Consider the following 21,473-nt stretch of genomic DNA (forward strand, 5'->3'; position numbering starts at 1 on the left):
AACGCACGCTTTGTCAAACGTCCGCTTCGATCGCGGCGGTCTTCCCGGCCAGAACCCGGTCGATAACCTTCCAGGTCTTCAGCTTGGAATAGGGTGCGGTCTCTTCGATCCGCACCGTCTCGCCGGTCTTGAACGAGTTTGCCTCGTCATGGGCGTGATACTTCTTCGAGCGACGGATGATCTTCCCGTAGAGCGGGTGCTTCACCTTGCGCTCGACCTTCACGACCACGGTCTTGTCGGTCTTGTCGGAAACCACGGTCCCGATAAGGATACGCTTGGGCATCGTGTGTCTCCTTAAGCCTTTGCAGTGCGAGCACGCTCGCCCTGCAGAGTCTTGATCCGCGCGATGTCGCGGCGCACTTCCTTGATGCGCGCCGGACGCTCCAGCTGGCTCGTGGCCGCCTGGAAGCGCAGGTTGAACTGTTCGCGCTTGAGCTCGCCGAGGTCAGCAGAGAGCTGGTCGTCGCTCTTGACGCGGAGGTCTTCGAACTTGGCCATCATTCCTACTCCTTACTCGCCACCGAGGTGCGACGTGTCACCGAGACGCGCCACAACCTTGGTCTTGATCGGCAGCTTCATCGCTGCGCGGCTGAAAGCCTCGGCGGCCAGGGGGCCGGCGACGCCATCAAGCTCGAACAGGATCTTGCCCGGCTTCACGCGGGCAGCCCAGTATTCCACCGAACCCTTGCCCTTGCCCTGACGGACTTCGGCAGGCTTCTTGGTCACCGGAAGATCCGGGAAGATCCGGATCCAGAGGCGACCCTGGCGCTTGATGTGACGGGTGATCGCGCGGCGAGCCGCTTCGATCTGACGGGCGGTGACCCGCTCCGGCTCGAGGGCCTTGAGGCCGTACGAGCCGAAGTTGAGGTCGGTGCCGCCCTTGGCGTTGCCGTGGAGACGGCCCTTGAACGCCTTGCGGAACTTGGTCTTCTTGGGTTGCAGCATGGTGCTAGCCTATCCTCAAGCCTCAGCGCGCCGGACGGACACCGGAGGTCTGTGCCTCCAGCATCAGGCGGTCCTGCGCCAGCGGGTCATGACCCAGGATCTCGCCCTTGAAGATCCAGGTCTTGATGCCGATCACGCCATAAGCGGTGTGGGCTTCGGCTTCGGCGTAGTCGATGTTCGCGCGCAGGGTGTGCAGCGGAACGCGGCCCTCGCGGTACCATTCGACGCGGGCGATTTCAGCCCCGCCGAGACGGCCACCGCAAGTGATCTTGATGCCTTCGGCGCCAAGACGAAGGGCCGACTGGACCGCACGCTTCATCGCGCGGCGGAAGGCCACGCGGCGAACGAGCTGGTCAGCGATACCCTGGGCGACGAGCTTCGAGTCGATTTCCGGCTTGCGGATCTCGACGATGTTCAGCTTGACGTCGCTGTTGGTGAGCTTGGCAAGCTTGGCGCGGAGCTTTTCGATGTCCGCACCCTTCTTGCCGATGATCACACCGGGACGGGCCGCGTAGATCGAGATGCGGCACAGCTTGGCCGGACGCTCGATGACCACCTTCGAGATCGCTGCCTGCGGCAGGCTCTCGACGATGAACTTGCGGATCTGAAGGTCTTCCTTCAGCAGCTGCTGGTAGTTGCGCCCTTCGGCGTACCAGCGGCTGTCCCAGGTGCGGTTGATCTGCAGACGCAGACCGATGGGGTTCGACTTGTGACCCATGGATCAGGCCTCCTCGACTTCGCGGACGACGATCCGAAGACGCGAGAACGGCTTCAGGATGCGGGTCGACTTGCCACGACCACGGGTGTGGAAGCGCTTCATCGTGATCGACTTGCCGACCGAGGCTTCCGCCACGACCAGAGCGTCGACGTCCAGGTTGTGGTTGTTTTCCGCGTTGGCGATCGCCGAGGCGAGAACCTTGCGGGCATCAACCGCCATAGCCTTCTTCGAGAAGGACAGGACGTTGAGGGCGTCTTCGGCCTTCATGCCGCGGATCAGGGCGGCGACGAGGTTGAGCTTCTGCGCCGAACCACGAATGTTCGTGTTCACGGCGAGGGCTTCCTTGTCACCGACGCGGCGGGGGGCTGCAGGCTTGCTCATCAGCGCTTGCCCTTCTTGTCAGCGGCGTGGCCGGGGAAGTTGCGCGTCGGCGCGAATTCACCAAGCTTGTGGCCGACCATCTCTTCGCTCACGGAGACGGGGATGAACTTCTGCCCGTTGTAGACGTTGAACGTCAGACCAACGAACTGCGGGATGATGGTCGAACGACGCGACCAGGTCTTGATCGGACCAGCGCGGCTGCCGGCATCCTGGGCCACTTCGGCCTTCTTCAGGAGGTGCAGCTCGACGAAGGGGCCCTTCCAGACGGAACGTGCCATGGGGTCTTACCTCTTCTTCTTCGCGTGGCGCGAACGAATGATGAACTTGTCCGTCTGCTTGTTGTGACGGGTGCGTGCGCCCTTGGTCGGTTTGCCCCACGGGGTAACCGGATGACGGCCGCCCGAGGTGCGGCCTTCACCACCACCGTGCGGGTGGTCGACCGGGTTCTTTGCCACACCGCGCGTCAACGGACGACGGCCAAGCCAGCGGTTGCGACCGGCCTTGGCAAGATTCTGGTTCGAGTTGTCGGGGTTCGACACGGCGCCGACGGTGCCCATGCAGTCGCCACGCAGGTAGCGCTGCTCGCCCGAGTTCAGGCGAACGATCACCATCCCGCGGTCACGACCGACGAGCTGGACGTAGGTACCGGCCGACCGTGCGATCTGACCGCCCTTGCCCGGCTTCATCTCCACGTTGTGGATGATGGTGCCGACCGGCATCTGCGACAGGAGCATCGCGTTGCCGGGCTTCACGTCGGTCTTTTCGCCGGCGACAACCACATCGCCCACGGCCAGGCGCTGCGGCGCCAGGATGTAGGCCTGCTCACCGTCCTCGTACTTGACGAGCGCGATGAACGCGGTGCGGTTGGGGTCGTACTCGAGACGCTCGACGGTAGCCGGCATGTCCCACTTGCGACGCTTGAAGTCGACGTAGCGGTACTTCTGCTTGTGGCCGCCGGCGATGCCGCGCGAGGTCACGTGACCCTTGTTGTTACGACCGCCGGTCTTGTTCTTGCCTTCGGTCAGAGCCTTGACGGGCTTACCCTTCCAAAGCGCCGACTTGTCGACGAGGACCAGGCCGCGGCGGGCGGGGCTGGTCGGATTGTAGCTCTTGAGTGCCATGGTCTATGCCTTCGCCTCAGATACCGCTGGTGACGTCGATCGACTGGCCGGCGGCCAGGGTCACGACAGCCTTCTTGACGTCGGTGCGCTTGTAGGGCTTGCCCTTCCAGCGCTTGGTCTTGCCCTTCTGGGTCAGCGTGTTCACCTTGGTGACCGTGACGTTGAAGAGGGCTTCCACCGCCGCCTTGATCTCCGGCTTGGTCGCCTTGTCGGCAACCTTGAAGACCACAGCGTTGTTCTCGCTCAGCAGCGTCGCCTTTTCGGTGATGTGCGGAGCGACGATCACGTCATAGTGACGCGTGTCGATTGCGTCCTTAGCCATTGAAACGCGCCTCCAGCTTCTCGACCGCGGCGCGCGTCAGCACCAGCGTATCATGCTTCAGGATGTCGTAGACATTGGCGCCGATCGCGGGGAGCACGTTGACGCCGACGATGTTGCGGGCAGCGCGGGCGAAGCCCTCGTTGACCATGTCACCGTCCACGACGAGCACCTTCTTGCCGAAGCCCGCGTTGGCGAGCTGGCCGACCAGAACCTTGGTCTTGGCGTCGGCGAGTTCGAGATCGTTGATCACGACAAGGCCGTTCTGGGCCTTGGCCGAAAGCGCCATCTTGAGACCGAGCGCACGGACCTTCTTGTTCAGCGAGACATTGAACTCGCGAACGCGGGGACCATGGGCGCGACCACCACCGATGAACACGGGCGCCTTGCGGTCGCCGTGACGGGCGGTACCGCCACCCTTCTGGCGGCCGAACTTCTTGCCGGTGCGGGCAATGTCCGAACGCTCACGAGCGGCGCGGGCGATGCCGCGACGGTTTTCGAGCTGCCAGGTAACGACGCGGTGCAGGATGTCGGCGCGCGGTTCGAGACCGAACACGTCATCTGCGAGTTCCACGTCACCGGCGGCCGAACCGTCCAGATTGAGGACCTGAACCTTCACGACTTAGCCCTCCTGGCCATCGGCGGCTTCGGGAGCGGCCTGTTCGTTGGTGTTGGCGGCCTTGAGGCCGGCGGGATAGGGCGCTTCGCTGTGGCGCGAGACCTTGACCGCGTCACGAACGAGCAGCCAGCCGTTCTTCGCGCCCGGGACCGAGCCCTTGACGAAGATCAGGCCGCGCGCATCGTCGGTGCGAACGATCTCGAGGTTCTGCTGGGTGCGCTGACGGTCGCCCATGTGGCCGGCCATCTTCTTGTTCTTGAAGACGCGGCCCGGATCCTGGCGGTTACCGGTCGAACCGTGGGCACGGTGCGAAATCGACACGCCGTGCGTGGCGCGCATACCGCCGAAACCCCAGCGCTTCATGGCACCGGCGAAGCCCTTGCCCTGCGTGTGGCCGGTGATGTCGACATACTGGCCAGCGACGAAGTGCGAAGCGGCGATGCTGGAACCGACATCGAGCACGGCGTCGTCGGCGACGCGGAACTCGGCGACCTGCATCTTCAGCGCGACTTCTGCCTTGGCAAAGTGCTCGCGCTGCGGCTTGGCGACGTTCTTCTGCTTGGCCTCGCCGGCACCCAGCTGCAGCGCGACGTAACCGTCACGTTCAGCGGTGCGGACCGAAACCACCTGGCAATCTTCGAGCGAAAGGACGGTGACCGGCACGTGCCGACCATCTTCCTGGAACAGGCGGGTCATACCCACCTTCTTCGCGATCACGCCGGTGCGCATGATCTCATACTCCTCACAGAGGCCTTCGAGGGCCCATCCCCCAAAGGCGTGTTCAGCCCGTATGATAAGCATGCCCCGTCCGGGCTGAATGCCCCTGCCTGAACAGGAGCGAACGGGGGACGCTTTCCCGACCCTGACGCTGGACCCGAGGGCGCAGCTGAAAGGCCGGAGGTATCCCTTTTGTCGCGACAGGACGAATTTCCCGCCAGCCGGCCTCAGGGCCGGAAAGAGATGGTGGATCCCGAGGGAACCGAAACTGAAAGACCGATGAGGCTCGGTCGGGCCGCCCTGCCCGCCACGGTCTAGATAGACACTTGGGCGGCGGGGCCTGGGGCGCTGGCTCAGGCCAGCTTGATCTCGACGTTGACGCCGGCAGCGAGGTCCAGCTTCATCAGCGCGTCGACGGTGGCAGCGTTGGGCTGCACGATGTCAAGCAGGCGCTTGTAGGTGCGGACTTCGAACTGCTCGCGCGACTTCTTGTCGATGTGCGGGCCACGGTTGACCGTGAACTTCTCGATGCGCGTCGGCAGCGGAATGGGGCCGCGGATCAGAGCGCCGGTGCGGCGGGCGGTGTCCGCGATTTCACCAGTGGCCTGGTCCAGTACGCGATGATCGAAGGCCTTAAGGCGAATGCGGATGTTCTGGGCTTCCATGTCCGTTTACCGATGCGAAAGAGCGAAAACAAAAAGCCAGCCGCCCTGCCCTCTGATCCCCTCCCAAAGAGAGGGGAGAAAGCGGGACGACTGATCAAAATACCGTCCGGCGGGAGAGCGAATCTCCCGCCGGTCCGGCGCCTATATTACTTCGTGATCTTGCTGACAACCCCCGAACCGACGGTACGACCGCCTTCACGGATGGCGAAGCGGAGACCTTCGTCCATGGCGATCGGCGCGATCAGCTTGACCGACAGGGTCAGGTTGTCGCCCGGCATCACCATTTCGGTGCCCTCGGGAAGAACCACCTCACCGGTGACGTCGGTGGTGCGGAAGTAGAACTGCGGGCGGTAGTTGGCGAAGAACGGCGTGTGACGGCCACCTTCGTCCTTGGACAGCACGTAGACCTCGGCCGAGAACTCGGTGTGCGGCGTGACCGAACCGGGCTTGGCCAGAACCTGACCACGCTCGACTTCTTCACGCTTCACGCCGCGAACCAGCGCGCCGATGTTGTCGCCGGCTTCACCCTGGTCGAGCAGCTTGCGGAACATTTCGACGCCGGTGACGGTGGTCTTCTGGGTGTCCTTGAGGCCGATGATCTCGACTTCTTCACCCACCTTGACGATGCCGGTCTCGACGCGGCCGGTCACGACCGTACCACGACCCGAGATCGAGAACACGTCTTCGACGGGCATCAGGAACGGCTTGTCGGTCGGGCGCGGCGGCTGCGGGATGTAGCTGTCGACAGCGTCCATCAGCGCGTTGATCGAGTTCTTGCCGATGTTGTCGTCGCGGCCTTCGAGAGCGGCCAGAGCCGAACCCTTGACGATCGGAATATCGTCGCCCGGGAAGTCGTACGACGACAGCAGTTCGCGAACTTCGAGTTCGACGAGCTCGAGGATTTCCTCGTCGTCGACCTGGTCGACCTTGTTCATGTACACGACCAGAGCCGGCACGCCGACCTGGCGGGCGAGCAGGATGTGCTCGCGGGTCTGCGGCATCGGGCCGTCAGCGGCGTTCACGACCAGGATCGCGCCGTCCATCTGGGCGGCACCGGTGATCATGTTCTTCACGTAGTCGGCGTGACCCGGGCAGTCGACGTGCGCGTAGTGACGGTTGGCCGTCTCGTACTCGACGTGCGCGGTCGAGATGGTGATGCCGCGCTCGCGCTCTTCGGGAGCCTTGTCGATGTTGGCATAATCGGTGAACTGAGCGCCGCCGGTTTCTGCCAGAACCTTGGTGATCGCTGCGGTCAGCGTGGTCTTGCCATGGTCGACGTGACCGATGGTGCCGATGTTGCAGTGCGGCTTGTTCCGCTCAAACTTAGCCTTGGCCATTGTTCAAACCTTCTATTCGCTTGTCTGTGAATTCTGCGGGGTACGGCACCCGACGGAATCAGGCGCCGCCCCTAGCCTGATCTCAGAGATCAGGCAAGCTTCTCCTTGACCTCAGCCGCGACATTCGCCGGGACTTCGTCATAGTGAGAGAACTGCATGGTGTACTGTGCACGGCCCTGAGTGAACGAGCGGAGCTGGTTCACGTAGCCGAACATGTTGGCGAGCGGCACCATGGCCTCGACGACCTGGGCGTTGCCCCGGCTGTCGGTGCCCTGGATCTGGCCACGCCGCGAGTTGAGATCGCCGATCACGTCACCCATGAATTCCTCAGGGGTAACGACTTCGACGCTCATGATCGGCTCGAGCAGCTTGATGCCCGACTTCTGGGCAACTTCGCGCATCGCGCCGCGACCGGCGATTTCGAAGGCCAGGGCCGACGAGTCGACGTCGTGGTACGCACCGTCGTAGAGCAGGATTTCAAAGTCGATGATCGGGAAGCCGACGAGCGAGCCGGTAGCGGCCGTTTCGCGCATGCCCTTTTCAATCGCGGGGATATATTCCTTGGGAATATTACCGCCCTTGATCTCGTCCTTGAAGATGATGCCCGAACCGCGCTCGCCCGGCGTGACCTTGACCTTCACGCGACCGAACTGGCCGGTACCACCCGACTGCTTCTTGTGGGTGTAGTCGAGGTCGACGGCCTTGCCGAGGTATTCGCGGTAAGCCACCTGCGGCGCACCGACGTTGGCTTCGACCTTGAACTCGCGACGCATGCGATCGACGATGATGTCGAGGTGCAGTTCGCCCATGCCCTTGATGATCGTCTGGCCCGATTCGTGATCGGTCGAGACGCGGAACGAGGGATCCTCGGCCGAAAGGCGATTGAGCGCGATGCCCATCTTTTCCTGGTCAGCCTTGGTCTTGGGCTCCACCGACAGCTCGATGACCGGCTCGGGGAATTCCATGCGTTCGAGCACGATCGGCGCGCGTTCGGCGCAGAGCGTGTCGCCCGTGGTGGTTTCCTTCATGCCGGCCAGCGCGATGATGTCGCCGGCGAACGCCTCTTCGACGTCCTTGCGGTCGTTGGCATGCATTTCGAGCATGCGGCCGACCTTTTCCTTCTTCTGCTTCACCGAGTTCAGGTAGGTACCCTTGGTGAGCGTACCCGAGTAGATGCGGATGAAGGTGAGCGAGCCCACGAACGGGTCGTTCATGACCTTGAACGCCAGAGCCGAGAACGGCGCGTCGTCCTTGGCGGGACGGCTGTCCTTCTCGTCGCTGTCGACCTTGACGCCCTGGACGTCTTCGATGTCGAGCGGCGAAGGCAGGTAGTCGACGACGGCGTCGAGCAGGGGCTGCACGCCCTTGTTCTTGAACGCCGAGCCGCAGCAGACCGGCACGAACGCGTGGTTCAGCGTACCCTTGCGGATCAGCTTCTTGAGCGTCTCTGCGTCGGGCTCGTTGCCCTCGAGGTAGGCTTCCATCGCCTCGTCGTCCTGTTCGACAGCGAGTTCGATCAGCTCCGAGCGGTAGATCGCGGCTTCGTCAGCGAGGTCGGCCGGGATTTCTTCGTAGAAGAATTCGGCGCCGAGCGATTCGTCCTTCCAGATGATCGCGCGGTTGTTGACCAGGTCGACCAGGCCCTTCAGGTCGGCTTCGAGGCCGATCGGAATGTAGAGCACGGCGGGCTTGGCACCGAGGCGGTCGATGATCGACTGCACGCAGTACTTGAAGTTCGCACCGGTACGGTCGAGCTTGTTGATGAAGCACATGCGCGGCACGCCGTACTTGTCGGCCTGGCGCCACACGGTTTCCGACTGCGGCTCAACGCCGGCCACGCCGTCGAAGCAGGCCACGGCACCGTCGAGCACGCGCAGCGAGCGTTCGACTTCGATGGTGAAGTCGACGTGCCCGGGGGTGTCGATGATGTTGATGCGGTGATCGTTCCAGAAGCAGGTCGTGGCGGCCGACGTGATCGTGATGCCGCGTTCCTGTTCCTGTTCCATCCAGTCCATGGTCGCGGCGCCGTCGTGCACTTCGCCGATCTTGTAGGACTTGCCGGTGTAGTAAAGGATGCGCTCGGTCGTCGTCGTCTTGCCGGCGTCGATGTGCGCCATGATACCGATGTTGCGGTAACGCTCGAGCGGATGGCTGCGGGCCATGGTGGTGTTCCTTGGGTTCGGGAAGGGCCGGATTGCTCCGGCCCACCCCATATGGTTACTGCAGTGACCGTTTGAAGACGGCCACGTGACCAGTTTATCGGAAGCTTACCAGCGGTAGTGGCTGAACGCGCGGTTGGCGTCGGCCATACGGTGGGTGTCTTCGCGCTTCTTGACCGCGTTGCCACGGTTGTTGGCAGCGTCCAGCAGCTCCGCCGAAAGGCGCGCCGACATGGTGGTTTCCGAGCGGTTGCGGGCCGCGGTGATCAGCCAGCGGATCGCCAGGGCCTGGGCACGCTCGGGGCGCACTTCGACGGGGACCTGGTAGGTCGCACCACCGACACGGCGCGAACGCACTTCGATGTGCGGCTTCACGTTGTTCAGCGCATCGTGGAACAGCTGCACCGGATCCGCCTTGGCGCGGGTCTGCATGGTGTCGAGAGCGCCATAGACGATGCTTTCGGCAACCGACTTCTTACCGTCGAGCATGAGGTTGTTCATGAACTTCGACAGGACCTGATCCCCGAACTTCGGATCGGGCAGGATCACCCGCTTTTCCGGACGACGACGACGAGACATCTTGAATTCCTTCTGATCGGGCCGGTTTGCGCCGGCCTCATTCCAGCGGGACGGTGGGAGCGGGCCCTTCAGGCCGCCAGCCGCACCATCACACGGCCACGATTACTTGGGACGCTTGGCGCCGTACTTCGAACGGCTCTGCTTGCGGTCCTTCACGCCCTGCGTGTCGAGCACGCCGCGCAGCACGTGGTAGCGCACGCCCGGAAGGTCGCGCACACGGCCGCCGCGGATGAGCACGACCGAGTGCTCCTGCAGGTTGTGGCCTTCGCCGGGAATGTACGAAATGACTTCGCGGCTGTTGGTCAGACGGATCTTGGCGACCTTCCGGAGAGCCGAGTTCGGCTTCTTCGGGGTAGTCGTGTAAACGCGGGTGCAAACGCCGCGCTTCTGCGGGTTCTGCTCCATCGCAGGGACCTTGCTCTTGGCCTTCTGCGGAACGCGACCCTTGCGGATCAGCTGGTTGATCGTAGGCATGAAGTACTCTTCACCTTGGTTGTGGCATCGCCGGGCAAGGATGAAGGCAGACGGAAACCTCACGCCGCACGCCATCAGACCATGGACCGACCCCCAGGGAGCCGGCGAACGCCTGCGACGCCGCATGAGCCGAAAACACTCCACCCGAGCCCATCGGCACCGGGTTACTTTGTCGGCTTGCAGTCCTGCCGGCCCCTCGATTCGCCGAGGGCTGCCAAACGGGAATGGGGCCAGCCCATGGCGGAATTCCGCCATTTGCAGCCCCCGTTACGCACCGCCAATGTTCAGCTCTGTGTCTGGCCGGTGGCGCGTGAACGCCCCGGAACGAGGTCGCCCCTACGCCAATGCCCCCTTCCGGTCAAGCATCGCGCCCGCTGCACGTCGCGCGCGGGGGCCGGCCGCCTGGTTGGGTCACGCCTGGTCCGCGCCTGGTCGAGCCAATTATCTATCAACCCGGTTGAGATTTCGCTTTCCGGTCCTGCGGCATGTGATATCATCACCTCTCGACGGACCGCTGCATGGGCGCGTGACTCGACGTACCCGTGAAGGCGACCCGCGATGGGATTGGCTGAAAGGAGATCGTCATGGGTTTTGCGGACCGTGCTTCCCGAACGTCGTCTGTTCGGATCGGGATCATCACTGGCCTCTTGCACGTCGGGCTCGGCGCGGCCGTGCTGTCCACCTTCACCGGCGGCGCCATCGGCACCGCGATCCGCAACACGCTCGTCGCCAACGACTGGACTTATGTCCCGCCGCCACCCAAGGCCCCCCTGCCCAAGCCTCCGGCCACGACGCACCCGCTGGATGCAACCCATTCCGCACCTCTGCCCGATCCCCGGCCGCTCGCCCCGCTGGCGCCGCTGGACCTGCAACCTCCTGGGCCCATCGGCATCGCGCCCATCGGAGATGCCTTCCCCGGCGGCGGCGTCTCGCCCTTTCCCGAAAGTTCGCCCCAGCCGCTGCCGTCGGCCAGCGCAGCGCCGCTGCGCGCCGTGCCGCGCGGCGACCCTGCTGCCTGGATCACGCGCAACGACTACCCGGCGCAGGCCCTGCGCGCCGGGTGGGGCGGTGTGACCCGCTTCCGCCTGGCGATCGGCAGCGACGGGCATGTGACCGACTGCACGGTGACGGCAACCAGCGGGCACGACCTGCTCGACGCCGTGGCCTGCGAGCGCATCACCCGCCGCGCCAGCTTCAAGCCGGCACGCGACGAAACCGGGGCGGCGAGCCCCGGCGTCTATGTCGGCGCGCTCCGCTGGGAGATCACCGACTGATCCTGCGGCAGGCTCTGGACCGGACCTGCCGGCGCTGCGTCAGAGGCGCAGCGCCAGCAGGTCGTCGGCGCAGGGGTGATGCCCGGGGGCATGGATGGCCGGGCCGGCCAGGGTATCCTCGCTGGCGAGGATGACCTGGGCCGGACGCGGCGCCACGTTAATGGCGGCATGCCACTGCATCATCAGGCCGTTCATCGCCTCGATACCCTGGCTCGTCAGGCATACGAAGGTGCGTCGCCCGTCGGCGCCGTCGTCCTCGCGCTCCACCAATCCGCGCGCTTCGAGCACGCGCAGCCAGCGCAAGGCCGTCGTCGGCGGAACGTGCGCGCCGATGCACGCGCTGGTCGTCGGCACCGACCGACCTTCCCCCGCCGCGATATAGAGATCGAGCAGGATATCCCACGTCGGCTCGCCGAACAGGTCGGCGGCGAGGAAACGCTCGCGCCGACGCCGGCCGGCATAGGCATTGCGCGCCGCCACGAGGCCAGCCTGGGGGATCGCAGGACGCGAAGCGGCCTTGTCCGCCCTCGCACCGCCCCGCCGGCCGACCGTTTCGCCGGCGGCGGCCATGGATCGTACCGTCATGCCGCCTCTCCCGAAACGAAGCTCACCCGAGGTGCCGCAGTCAGACCGTACGCCAGCTCTTGTAGAAGCCGATGCGACGCCGGCGCAGCATATGCGCCCAGGTCCCGGCTCCGAGGATCAGCAGTTGCAGAACAAACGGGATGTTGGTCATGGCCCAGTACGTCTTGCGCACCATGGCCAGCTCCCACAACTTGGCGATGTGGCCGAGAATGACGAGCGCCTGCGCTGCGCAGACCGCAAGCGGCCAGGCGCGATTGGCGCGGACTGCGATCCACAGCAGGACCAGGAAAGCCCAGGTGTCGATAACCAGATGACCGGGGTTCACCGCAAACCATGCGGGATCTCCAAAAATGGCGTGGTTGGCGACGTCGAGCGCGAATGTCGCGAGCAGGACGGCCGCCACCGATTGTTCGGGTTCGCCGCCTCTGCGGGCAGCAAACAGGACGGCACCGGCCAGGAGGGAGCGTGTCAGCCACAGCGTCGTGGACATGGGTCGCACCTCCTCCTGGCGGCTACCGTCGGGCGATCAGGCCGCGCGCGACAGCGCATGGCGCGGCGACGGCCCGGCATCGGCGCCATCCAGCGCTTCGTCCGCCAGTTCGGCCGTCTTGGGGCACTCGTCGTTGCCCCCCAGCTTCTCGACCGAGATCGTGCTCAGCCGGCCATGCACGCGCGCCAGTTCCCCTCCGGCGTCGAGCATGGCCTGCTGGCTGCGCAGCAGCCGCAGCAGCGCGTCCTGCCCCTCGAACGGCGCGAGGCCGGTCGCGCGGCGGGCGCTGACCATGGTGGAAAGTAGATTGGCTTGGCGGATCAGCGCTTCGTCGAGCGCCGCTTCGGCCTGATGCAGGTCACGCGTCACGCGCAGCTGTGCCACCGCAGGCGTCATCGCGCCCGCATTCGAAACGCTGTTAACCGGGCTGGGCTTGATCATCGTCGTATCAACCATCGCTCGTTGCCTCCACACGGCGCATCGCGCCGTCCCCTGTTCCACGGAGAGGTCCGCCGGCTTCAGCGATCGACGATGTGGGACAATTGCGCGAACAGCGTCAGACCACCCAGTACCGTCAGGATCAGGATCATCGCGATCAGCGCCGTGGCGCCGAGCCGCATCAGTGTCCCGTATCGACCGTCAAACATCTCCGGAAGGACGCGGTGATCGACTTCGCCGGACACGGGGTCGGCGACGCTGGCAGACTGTGCCGGCTCACGCTCGCTCCCGTTGGTTCCGGCCTGTGCCGCACCGCGTTCTTCCCCGTCTTGGTGGGGCATACCGAGGTCGGTGGCGATATCCGGTGAACCATATACGGGTCTTTGGGATACGGGTTCTCCCTGATCTCCCTCCTGTTCGACGAGGGCGCGATAGGCCTGTGCGACCTCGCTGCGGGTGGTGACCTGCAGCTTTCCACGGGCCAGCAGGATGCGCTGATCGACGGTATAGGGCGATATTCCCAGGATCCGGGATATCTCCTTGGAGGTCTTGTGCTGGATCAGGAGGTCGAGCACTTCGCGCTGCTTGGGAGTCAGGGCCTCGAGCGGACTGTCTGGCACTTGCGCACTTGGCATTATCCCGAAATTCCCTGTCGCATACTGCTCAGTCGCATATTCCCAAACGATTCGTCGCCAATGACCGGCGTCGCCTTGGGTGTCCCCGCGTCGCACGGGAATGCTGACCAAAGTTGATCATGCGGCCGATACGGTCGCCCTAACCGACGATAATTGCAAGACCTTGGCACTTACCCATGGTTAACACATCGCATTTTGCGGGGCGACTCGGCCGGGATTGCATATCGACAGGTTCGATCGCATACCCCGCTTCATGGGACCTTCGGACGCGTGAAACCCGCGAACTTCTTCACGCGGCGCAGCGCACGCTGCCTAGCGATCGGTCGCCTCGCCTTCGCCGTTCTCTATATGGTGAGCACCTGGGTCGCCGGGATGCTGGCGAACGGCACCGCAGGATCGGCAGGATCGACCGGGCCGACCGGGTTGGACCTGGCCAGCCCTATGCCGGTCATGGCCCTCCCCTCGCTCGCCGTGCCGCTGCTCTATGTGATGGTCGCCAGCACCCTGCTCGCCATCGCCTGGATCGACGTCTGGCTGGACTGCCGGGTCGCCCCGTTGGCGCTGGTGCTCGATCTCGCAGCCTTCGCCTCGACCGTCGTGCAGCGCCTCGACAGCCACGTTCATTCGGGCGCCCCCATCCTCGCCTTCGCGACCTTCCTGCTGGTCATGGCGATGGTCCGCTGGAACCGCAGCGGCGTGGTCCTGACCGGCCTGGCGCTGGGCGCCATCTGGCTGGTCGGGCATTCGCTCGGCGGGCATCATGCCGGCGGCGGATTTCCGGTGCATGTCCTGACCGATTTGCTGGCCCTGGCGCTCGTCACCATGCTGATCCTGTGGACCGCCGCCCGACAGCGGGTCTTGCGGCCCGTGGCCTTGAGCGAGCCCGCGGGCGCCCCCGGTGCGCGCCGCAGCCGTGTCCTGGCAAGCGCACTGGCCGACGCGCGCACCATGATGGGCGGCACCGGCGCCGCCATCGCCGTGTCCTGGGGCGAGGAGCCCTGGGTCGACCTGCTGATCCTGAACGGGGACACGACGACCAGCGACCGGCAGGGGCCCGGTTCAGTGGCCGAAGCGGCGGCGACACCGGGATGGCCCACTTTGTTCGACATGCGACGGCGCCGACGCATCACCCTCGTGTCCGAGCAGCGCATCGAATTCCGCAATGGCCCCTTCCCCGCACCGCTCGCCGAACGCTGTGGCGTGCAGACCGGTATCGTCGCGCCCTTCGCCTCGGTGTCCAGCCAGGGGCAGTTGCTCGTCTGGGGCATTCCCGACATGGCCGTGGACGACCTGCCGCTGATCGGCGCCATTGGCCGCGCCATCGGCCAGGCCCTGGATCGCGAGGAGATGGCCGCGCTGGCCAAGAATGCCGCGGTCGCCGAAGTGCGCAACGCGCTCGCCCGTGATCTGCACGACAGCGTGGTGCAGTTCCTTGCCGGGACGATGTTTCGCCTCGACGCGGTGCGCCGGCGCCTGCGCGACGGCAAGGATGCCGAGGCCGAAATCGTCGCGATGAAACAGGCGCTGCAGCAGGAACAGGCGCAGTTGCGCGCCATGATCGACCGTCTGCGACGCGGCGAGGACGGAGACCGGACCACCGACATCGCCGAGGAACTGCGCGGCCTTGTCGAGGAGATCAGCGCGCATTGGCATATCCGGGTGACGGTCGAGGCACCCGGGACGCGGCTGGCGGTGCCGATACGCCTTGCCTATGAATTGCGCCAGATGATCCGCGAGGCTGTTGCCAACGCCGCCCGTCACGGCCATTGCCGCGCCGTGTCGATCCTCCTTCAGCATGACGCCGCCACCCTGAAGGTGCGGATTACCGACGACGGCCATGGCTTCGCCCATGCCGCCGGCACCGCTCGCGCTGCGCAGCCGCGCTCGATCTCCGAACGCGTCACCGCGCTGGGCGGCCATGTCCGTGTCAGCGCGCCCGCGTCACCCGGTGGCGGCGCGGCAGGCTCCGGCGTATGCCTCGACATCGAACTGCCTTTGCGGAGGCCGGTGTGAGCGAAACTGGCATGAACGAGCCTCACATGAGCGACGGCAGCGCGCGCGTGCCGATCCTGGTGGCCGACGACCATGGCTTCATTCGTACCGGAGTCGAAGCCGTATTGCGCGACAGCCGTTTCCACATCGTCGCCGCCACCGCCAGTGGCGAGGAAACCCTTGCCGCGATCGACACGCACGACCCCGAAATCGTCCTGCTCGACATCAAGATGCCGGGCATGAGCGGGGTGCAGGTGCTCGAGAGGCTGCGCACGCGCAGCGACCGGCGCCGCGTGGTGATCCTGACTGCCGAGCTGAGCGACACCAACCTGCTGGCGATCATGCGTGCCGGCGTCGAAGGCGTGGTCTCGAAGGAGGGCGCCGGCGACGGACTGGTCGAAGTGCTCGAACGCGTCGCCATGGGCGAACGCGTCATCGCCCCCGACCTGCTTCAGCGCGCGCTCGACCTGTCGCTGCGCCCCGAGGGCGCCGGCCCGCTAGACCGGCTGACGCCGCGCGAAAAGCGGATCGCCCGCCTCGTCGCGCGCGGCATGCGCAACCGCGACATCGGAGCCGAGCTGGACATCGGCGAAGGGACCGTGAAGGTCTATCTTCACACGATGTACCAGAAGCTCGGCATCGAGAACCGCACCGAACTCGCGCTGATGGCGGTCAACGGCTTCGACGACTGACCGCCGACAGCGCGTGGCCCATCACGCGCTGGCCAGCACCAGCGTTGCGGCAGCGGTGTTGCTGATCGGGATGTGATAGTTGCGCGTCACTTCGCACAGCGGTGCATCGCCCAGCGCCCCGCGCGCCGCGATCCAGTTGAGGATTTCAACCCCCTGCGTCCCGGCGATCGCGGCCACTTCCTCGGCGGAGTGTCGCAGCAGGGCTTGCGGGTCGGCCGCCAGGTGATCGAGGCAGAAGCGGTCGTAGTCCGCGTTGACGAAGCCGGCCCGCGCGCCGTCGAGCTGGTGCGAAAGCCCGCCCGAGCCGACCACCACGACCCGCGTGTCGTCCTGCCAGCTTTGCAACGCGCGATGGACTGCCTGGCCCAGCGCGTGGCAGCGCCGCGGCGAAGGCAGCGGATACTGCACCGTATTGATCGCGATCGGCACGATCTTGACCGGCCAGGCGTCGGCATCCGGATAGGCCAGCTCGAACGGTATCGACAGCGCATGGTCGACCTTCATGCGCTGGCACATGGTCACATCGAAATCGCTGCCGACCAGTTCCTCGATGATGTGCCACGACAGGCCGGGATCGCCCGCGAAGGTCTTGTACACCGGCAAGCCCCACCCCTCGTCCTCGTTGGGATATTCCGCTGCGGCACCGACCGCGAACGTGGGCAACGCATCGAGGAAGAAGTTGAGGCCATGGTCGTTGTAGAACACCACCGCCACATCGGGGCGGGCGTCGGCCAGCCAGCGCTGCACCGGCGGATAGCCGTCGAAGAACGGCTTCCAATAGGCCTCGCGCTGGTCGCCGCGGGCGATCGCCCCGCCGATGCCGGGGACATGGCTGCTGAAATAGCCGCCGACGATGGTCGCGCTCATGCCGCCACTCCCATGATCGGCGACGACACGCCGTCCGTGCCCCGGCCGATGCCCGCATCCGCCGCTTGGTCGAGCAGGTACTGCTTGAACTCCGCGACGCTCATCCCCGTCTGCAGTGCCCCCAGATCCTGGACGTTGAGCCCGAAGATGCCCGCAAGCTTGGCGAGGTAATAGACGTTGCCACCAGCCTCCAGCATGGCCGGAACATCGCGACGTGCCACGGCCGCCCGCTGCTCGGCGGTGAGCCCGTACTGCCGGCAATAGCCGTCCTCGTCGGCGAGGAAAGCCGCGCGGTTCGCTGCCTCGTTGAACGAGAAGCACATGGTGTTGAGCGCCAGGCCACGGCTCGCCAGTTCACCGTCGAACAGCACGGTGCCGGCGATCCCCCGCCGTAGCGCCAGATTTTCCGGATTGGTCATTGCTAGCATCCTCCAGCGGCACGGACCTTGCGGCCGGCCTTGTGAGGGAGGCTAACGAAGGCGAAGAACGGCTGCCTTGACGCAGGTCAACGTCCCGGGCCCCCACTCCTGCAGAAATTGCCTACGCAACGCTACGCAAGCAGCCGCCCGGTCTTTCCAAGGCGTGCGCCGCACAGTCTAGACGGGCGATGCCTCTCTCCAACGCCGAACGCCAGCGCCGCTATCGCCAGAAGCTCAAGGCACGCGCATCGGGCGAGGCGGTGGAGGAGTGGGTACACACGCTCGCCCGTCAGGCATGGCGCGTATTGGCAGATCTGCCGGAGGATCCGTTGCGCGCGCCCGGCGGCGGGGCGCGCCCACTGGTCGAGGCGTGCCGAATCGCACTCGCCGGCAGCGCATCGCTCGATGGCCAAGAGGCCTACGTGCTCCACCGGATCCTCGTCATCGACGCCATCATCAACACCGGAGGGCCTTCTGCCGGTCCGTAATGGCCCGTTTCGGTGGAAACGTCGCGAGGTCCAGCGCGCAGCGAATTGCGAAGGACTACATAATGTTGCACCCACATCCGTACGACGCGGCGGGCGAAGGTTCCGCGCCGGAGGTTTCTGGTGCTTGCGACATGGCAAGGGGATGCCATGCAGGCCGCTGTGAATGCGGGGGGTAACGTGGATCGGCAACTGCTGCGCGTGTTCATGCGCAGGTATCGCGGCAATCTGGTGATCGTCGGCATCGCCAGCATCCTGCTCAACGTGCTGGTCTTCGCCGGCACGGGGTACATGATGCTGGTCTACGACTCGGTCCTGCCCAGCCGCAGCATCCCGACCTTGCTCGGCCTCTTCGCGATGCTGGCGCTGATCTACGTGTTCCAGGCCGTGTTCGAGGCGATCCGCGCCGAAGCCTTGCTGGGCGTCGCCAATGGCGTCCACGACGACCTCTTCGCATCGGTGCATTATGCCACGGTATCGCGCCCGCTGCGCGCCGGCGCGGACAAGGGCGATGGCCTCCAGTTCGCCCGCGACCTCGATTCGATCCACGCCTTCCTGGCCGGCGCGGGCCCGGTTGCGCTAATCGACCTGCCCTGGGTCCTGGCCTTCCTGCTCGTACTCACGGCGTTGCACTGGTGGCTCGGGCTGACGGCGCTGGCCGGTGTCGCGGTGATGACCGTGCTCGCGCTGGTCTCCAACCGCAGCACGCAGGCCGCCTCGCGCGAATTGGCGTCGATCACCGGACAGCGCAGCGCCGCCACGCTTTCCGAGATCCGCTTCGCCGAATCCGCCTTCGCCATGGGCATGCAGGATCGCCTGGTCGCCCGCACCTCGGGCTGGGAACAGCAGTTCATCGCCGCCCAGTCGGCGCTCGCGCGCACGCTGTCGCGGCTCGGCGGCGCCAGCCGAACCTTCCGGATGCTGCTGCAGTCGATCATCCTTACCGTCGGCGCCCTTCTCGTGATCGACGACAAGGCGAGCGGCGGGGTCATCATCGCGTCGTCGGTGCTGTCCGGGCGCGCCCTCGCCCCTGTCGACATGGCGATCGCCAACTGGAAGGGCCTTGTCGCTGCGCGCAGCGGCTGGGGCCGCATCGTGCAGGCGATCACCACGTTCCGCCGCCCGCCCGAACGCCGCGTCACGCTCGACCGGCCGCGCGGCGAACTGGCGCTGCGCGATCTGTGGATCGCCCCGCCGGGCACCCAGCGCTTTACCGTGCAGGGCGTGTCGCTCGCCTTGCAACCCGGGCAGGCTCTCGCCGTCATCGGGCCGAGCGCCGCCGGCAAGACCTCGCTGGTGCGTGGCCTTCTCGGTATCTGGCGCCCCGCGCGTGGCGAGGTCCGGATCGACGGCGCCACGCCCGATCAATGGGATGCCGAGGCCTTGGGCGCCGCCATGGGCTACGTCCCGCAGACGGTCGACCTGATCGACGGCACGATCGGCCAGAATATCGCGCGCTTCGATCCCGCTGCCACGTCCGAAGCGGTGATCGCCGCCGCCCGCGCCGCCGGCATGCACGAGGCGATCCTCGCCTTGTCCGACGGCTACGACACGCTCGTCTCCGCCGGCGGCAGCGAATTGTCGGCCGGGCAGCGCCAGCGCGTGGGCCTGGCGCGCGCACTTTACGGCGATCCGCATATCGTCGTGCTCGACGAGGCGAATTCCAATCTCGACGCCGCCGGGGACGCGGCCTTGCATCGCGCCATCATCGGGGTGCGCGAGCGTGGCGGCATCGTCGTGATGATCACGCACCGCCCCGCGACGCTCGGTCCGATCAGCCATGTCGCCGTCATGCAGGCTGGTCGCATGGTCGACTTCGGAGAGCGTGACGCGGTCATGCAGCGCACCATGGCAGCGGGCACCAGCGCTGAGCCGACCGGCGATTTCGGCGCCCAGGCAACCGCCGCCGTCCCCGCGCCGCCGATCCGCCTCGCGCAGGAGGCTGCCCGATGAACGCGCCGCTTTCGCCCGACGCCTTGCGCCAGATGCTGCCCGACCTCTGGGTCGAGGCCCAGGCCGCCCCGCCGGCCGGCACACCGCGCATGCTGCTCCGGCTCATGGCCGCGATCGGTGGCCTGCTGGCGTTGCTGGTGGTGCTCGCCGTGTTCGTGCCGATCAGGGGCGCGGTGATCGGCGGGGGGCAGGTCGGCGTCGAAAGCCGGGTCAAGCGGATCGCACATCCCACCGGCGGGGTCATCGCCGCTATCACCGTGGTCAATGGCCAGCACGTGCGCCAGGGTGACCTGCTGATGCGGCTCGACGACCAGGTGACGGGTGCCGACGCCCGGTTCTCAAGCCTGACGGTCGATCAGCTGCTGGCGCAGAAGGCGCGGCTCGAGGCCGAGCGCCTCGGCCTTGGCCAGGTTGCGTTCCCGCTCGAGCTTGCCGGCGCCGGCAGTGACGGCGCGCGCAAGGCCATGGCGGACGAGCAGCATCTCTTCGCCATGCAGCAGGCCGAGGAAGGCCAGCTGCGCGCCCAGTTGGCGGCCCGCGTGGCGCAATACAACCAGCAGATCGCCGGCCTTCAGGCCCAGATCGACGCGCTTCGCCAGCAGCGCCGGCTGATCGAGCCCGAGCGCACCGGCGTGCGCGAGCTGTGGGACAAGCAGTTGGTCACGATCAACAGGCTCAACCAGCTTGAACGCACCGCGGTCGACATCGACGGCCAGGTCGCGCAGCTTCAGGCCCAGATCGCGCAGAGCCGTGCGCGCATCACCGAGGCGCAGGAACAATCGATCCAGACGGTGCAGAGCCGCCGCGTCCAGGCCGGCACCGATCTTGCGCAAGTCAACACCGCGCTCAACCAGCAGCAGCTGCGCCGGGTCAGCGCCACCGACCAGCACAGCCGCAGCGAGATCCGCGCCCCCTATTCGGGCACGATCGAAAAGATCGCCTTCGCCGCGATCGGCGACGTCATCCGCCCCGCCGAACCGATCATGGAAATCGTGCCCGATCGCGACGTCATGCTGGTCGAGGCCTCGATCAGCCCGGTCGACATCGACCAGGTCCGCGTCGGCCAGCCGGCGCGTGTGCGCTTCTCCGCCTTCAATCGCGCGGCGACCCCGGAGATCGCCGGGCGCGTGATCTACGTCGCCACCGATCGCACCGACAACCAGGAAGCGCGGCAGGCCTATTACACTGTGCGCGTGGCGGTGGATCAGGCCGCCCTCCGGCGCGAAGGCCTGACGCTGCGCAGCGGCATGCCGGCGGAAACCTATATCGAGACCGGAAACCGCTCGTTGCTGTCCTACGTGACCAAACCGCTGCGCGACCAGTTCATGCGCGCCTTCCGCGACAATTGAGCCGGCCATGGTCCTGATACGCATCGCCCGGGCTTCACCCCCTCCGTCAGCCGCATGCGCGGCTGCCACCTCCCCATCCCATGGGGGGGACCTCGACCGCTCCAAGCCACACCGCCCGATCCTCCCCATGAAATGGGGAGGGGGACCGTCGGCAAAGCCGGTGGTGGAGGGGCAAGCAACGCAAGCCGCTCCAAGCAAGCGTCGCGCCCATCTCTTCGCCGCGCTAGCCCTCGCCACCGGCACCCCCCCCGCCCTCGCCC

27 protein-coding genes are annotated in these 21,473 nt (G+C 66.0%); 6 read left to right on the top strand and 21 right to left on the bottom strand.

Going from position 1 to position 21,473, the window contains the following annotated elements; genetic code table 11:
* Positions 1 to 13: 13 nt before the first annotated feature.
* From rpsQ to rpsL, 15 genes are all read right to left on the bottom strand, one after another.
* The gene (gene rpsQ, locus V7Q48_RS07690; protein WP_333837321.1) at positions 14 to 283 is read right to left on the bottom strand and encodes a 30S ribosomal protein S17; all 270 of its coding nucleotides are present in this window, start codon (positions 281 to 283) and stop codon (positions 14 to 16) included.
* A gap of 11 nt (positions 284 to 294) precedes the next feature.
* Complete coding sequence (gene rpmC / locus V7Q48_RS07695) at positions 295 to 498, bottom strand: 50S ribosomal protein L29 (protein ID WP_333837323.1); 204 nt, start codon at positions 496 to 498, stop codon at positions 295 to 297.
* A 12-nt stretch (positions 499 to 510) separates the two neighbouring features.
* Positions 511 to 945 carry a 50S ribosomal protein L16 gene (gene rplP, locus V7Q48_RS07700; RefSeq protein WP_110762455.1) on the bottom strand — a complete coding sequence of 145 codons (435 nt, stop codon included), beginning with the start codon at positions 943 to 945 and terminating at the stop codon, positions 511 to 513.
* A gap of 22 nt (positions 946 to 967) precedes the next feature.
* On the bottom strand, positions 968 to 1,663 hold the full coding sequence (rpsC, locus tag V7Q48_RS07705; RefSeq protein WP_333837328.1) for a 30S ribosomal protein S3: 696 nt from the start codon (positions 1,661 to 1,663) through the stop codon (positions 968 to 970).
* Between the two features lie 3 nt (positions 1,664 to 1,666).
* Complete coding sequence (gene rplV, locus V7Q48_RS07710) at positions 1,667 to 2,044, bottom strand: 50S ribosomal protein L22 (RefSeq protein ID WP_333837330.1); 378 nt, start codon at positions 2,042 to 2,044, stop codon at positions 1,667 to 1,669.
* Complete coding sequence (rpsS, locus tag V7Q48_RS07715; RefSeq protein ID WP_333837332.1) at positions 2,044 to 2,322, bottom strand: 30S ribosomal protein S19; 279 nt, start codon at positions 2,320 to 2,322, stop codon at positions 2,044 to 2,046. The genes rplV and rpsS overlap by 1 nt, the downstream gene beginning before the upstream one ends.
* A 6-nt stretch (positions 2,323 to 2,328) precedes the next feature.
* Positions 2,329 to 3,165, bottom strand: coding sequence for a 50S ribosomal protein L2 (gene rplB / locus V7Q48_RS07720; RefSeq protein WP_333837334.1), 837 nt, complete (start codon positions 3,163 to 3,165; stop codon positions 2,329 to 2,331).
* Between the two features lie 16 nt (positions 3,166 to 3,181).
* Positions 3,182 to 3,487: a 50S ribosomal protein L23 gene (locus tag V7Q48_RS07725; RefSeq protein ID WP_317975809.1), complete on the bottom strand. Its 306-nt coding sequence runs from the start codon at positions 3,485 to 3,487 to the stop codon at positions 3,182 to 3,184.
* Positions 3,480 to 4,103: a 50S ribosomal protein L4 gene (gene rplD, locus V7Q48_RS07730; protein ID WP_333837338.1), complete on the bottom strand. Its 624-nt coding sequence runs from the start codon at positions 4,101 to 4,103 to the stop codon at positions 3,480 to 3,482. Before rplD ends, V7Q48_RS07725 begins: the two co-directional genes overlap by 8 nt.
* Before the next feature lie 3 nt (positions 4,104 to 4,106).
* Positions 4,107 to 4,832 carry a 50S ribosomal protein L3 gene (gene rplC, locus V7Q48_RS07735; RefSeq protein ID WP_333837340.1) on the bottom strand — a complete coding sequence of 242 codons (726 nt, stop codon included), beginning with the start codon at positions 4,830 to 4,832 and terminating at the stop codon, positions 4,107 to 4,109.
* A gap of 341 nt (positions 4,833 to 5,173) precedes the next feature.
* On the bottom strand, positions 5,174 to 5,485 hold the full coding sequence (gene rpsJ, locus V7Q48_RS07740; RefSeq protein WP_068072885.1) for a 30S ribosomal protein S10: 312 nt from the start codon (positions 5,483 to 5,485) through the stop codon (positions 5,174 to 5,176).
* Between the two features lie 146 nt (positions 5,486 to 5,631).
* Positions 5,632 to 6,822, bottom strand: a complete 1,191-nt coding sequence (tuf, locus tag V7Q48_RS07745) for an elongation factor Tu (RefSeq protein WP_333837344.1) — start codon at positions 6,820 to 6,822, stop codon at positions 5,632 to 5,634.
* A gap of 89 nt (positions 6,823 to 6,911) precedes the next feature.
* Positions 6,912 to 8,984, bottom strand: a complete 2,073-nt coding sequence (fusA, locus tag V7Q48_RS07750) for an elongation factor G (RefSeq protein ID WP_333837345.1) — start codon at positions 8,982 to 8,984, stop codon at positions 6,912 to 6,914.
* A 105-nt stretch (positions 8,985 to 9,089) separates the two neighbouring features.
* Positions 9,090 to 9,560 carry a 30S ribosomal protein S7 gene (gene rpsG, locus V7Q48_RS07755; protein ID WP_022675066.1) on the bottom strand — a complete coding sequence of 157 codons (471 nt, stop codon included), beginning with the start codon at positions 9,558 to 9,560 and terminating at the stop codon, positions 9,090 to 9,092.
* 102 nt (positions 9,561 to 9,662) lie between these two features.
* A complete protein-coding gene (gene rpsL / locus V7Q48_RS07760; RefSeq protein ID WP_022675067.1) occupies positions 9,663 to 10,034 on the bottom strand; it encodes a 30S ribosomal protein S12 in 372 nt (123 codons plus the stop codon).
* Positions 10,035 to 10,618: 584 nt separating this feature from the next.
* Between rpsL and V7Q48_RS07765 the strand changes: the two genes are divergently transcribed.
* Entirely contained in the window at positions 10,619 to 11,308 is a 690-nt protein-coding gene (locus tag V7Q48_RS07765) for an energy transducer TonB (protein WP_333837347.1), read from the top strand.
* A gap of 39 nt (positions 11,309 to 11,347) precedes the next feature.
* Here V7Q48_RS07765 and V7Q48_RS07770 read toward each other — a convergent pair whose 3' ends face one another.
* The 4 genes from V7Q48_RS07770 to V7Q48_RS07785 form a co-directional block, all read right to left on the bottom strand.
* Positions 11,348 to 11,893, bottom strand: coding sequence for a MarR family winged helix-turn-helix transcriptional regulator (locus V7Q48_RS07770; RefSeq protein WP_333837348.1), 546 nt, complete (start codon positions 11,891 to 11,893; stop codon positions 11,348 to 11,350).
* Between the two features lie 40 nt (positions 11,894 to 11,933).
* Positions 11,934 to 12,383, bottom strand: a complete 450-nt coding sequence (locus V7Q48_RS07775) for a hypothetical protein (RefSeq protein WP_333837349.1) — start codon at positions 12,381 to 12,383, stop codon at positions 11,934 to 11,936.
* A gap of 36 nt (positions 12,384 to 12,419) precedes the next feature.
* Entirely contained in the window at positions 12,420 to 12,839 is a 420-nt protein-coding gene (locus V7Q48_RS07780; RefSeq protein ID WP_333837350.1) for a hypothetical protein, read from the bottom strand.
* A 62-nt stretch (positions 12,840 to 12,901) separates the two neighbouring features.
* On the bottom strand, positions 12,902 to 13,441 hold the full coding sequence (locus V7Q48_RS07785) for a helix-turn-helix transcriptional regulator (RefSeq protein WP_333837351.1): 540 nt from the start codon (positions 13,439 to 13,441) through the stop codon (positions 12,902 to 12,904).
* Between the two features lie 285 nt (positions 13,442 to 13,726).
* Here V7Q48_RS07785 and V7Q48_RS07790 point away from each other — a divergent pair, with 285 nt between their 5' ends.
* Positions 13,727 to 15,469, top strand: a complete 1,743-nt coding sequence (locus V7Q48_RS07790) for a sensor histidine kinase (protein ID WP_333837352.1) — start codon at positions 13,727 to 13,729, stop codon at positions 15,467 to 15,469.
* Between the two features lie 11 nt (positions 15,470 to 15,480).
* Positions 15,481 to 16,140, top strand: a complete 660-nt coding sequence (locus V7Q48_RS07795; protein WP_333837353.1) for a response regulator transcription factor — start codon at positions 15,481 to 15,483, stop codon at positions 16,138 to 16,140.
* 21 nt (positions 16,141 to 16,161) lie between these two features.
* Here the strand turns inward: V7Q48_RS07795 and V7Q48_RS07800 are convergent, their stop codons facing one another.
* Both V7Q48_RS07800 and V7Q48_RS07805 read right to left on the bottom strand, forming a co-directional pair.
* A complete protein-coding gene (locus V7Q48_RS07800; RefSeq protein WP_333837354.1) occupies positions 16,162 to 17,007 on the bottom strand; it encodes a class III extradiol dioxygenase family protein in 846 nt (281 codons plus the stop codon).
* Entirely contained in the window at positions 17,004 to 17,426 is a 423-nt protein-coding gene (locus V7Q48_RS07805; protein ID WP_333837355.1) for a protocatechuate 4,5-dioxygenase subunit alpha, read from the bottom strand. Before V7Q48_RS07805 ends, V7Q48_RS07800 begins: the two co-directional genes overlap by 4 nt.
* 188 nt (positions 17,427 to 17,614) lie before the next feature.
* Between V7Q48_RS07805 and V7Q48_RS07810 the strand changes: the two genes are divergently transcribed.
* The 3 genes from V7Q48_RS07810 (at position 17,615) to V7Q48_RS07820 (ending at position 21,213) form a co-directional block, all read left to right on the top strand.
* Positions 17,615 to 17,914, top strand: coding sequence for a hypothetical protein (locus tag V7Q48_RS07810; RefSeq protein WP_333837356.1), 300 nt, complete (start codon positions 17,615 to 17,617; stop codon positions 17,912 to 17,914).
* Positions 17,915 to 18,091: 177 nt separating this feature from the next.
* Positions 18,092 to 19,864 carry a type I secretion system permease/ATPase gene (locus V7Q48_RS07815; protein WP_333837357.1) on the top strand — a complete coding sequence of 591 codons (1,773 nt, stop codon included), beginning with the start codon at positions 18,092 to 18,094 and terminating at the stop codon, positions 19,862 to 19,864.
* Positions 19,861 to 21,213 carry an HlyD family type I secretion periplasmic adaptor subunit gene (locus V7Q48_RS07820; RefSeq protein WP_333837358.1) on the top strand — a complete coding sequence of 451 codons (1,353 nt, stop codon included), beginning with the start codon at positions 19,861 to 19,863 and terminating at the stop codon, positions 21,211 to 21,213. The genes V7Q48_RS07815 and V7Q48_RS07820 overlap by 4 nt, the downstream gene beginning before the upstream one ends.
* The last annotated feature ends 260 nt before the right edge of the window (positions 21,214 to 21,473 follow it).

The organism is Novosphingobium sp., from assembly GCF_036803765.1.
GTDB lineage: Bacteria > Pseudomonadota > Alphaproteobacteria > Sphingomonadales > Sphingomonadaceae > Novosphingobium.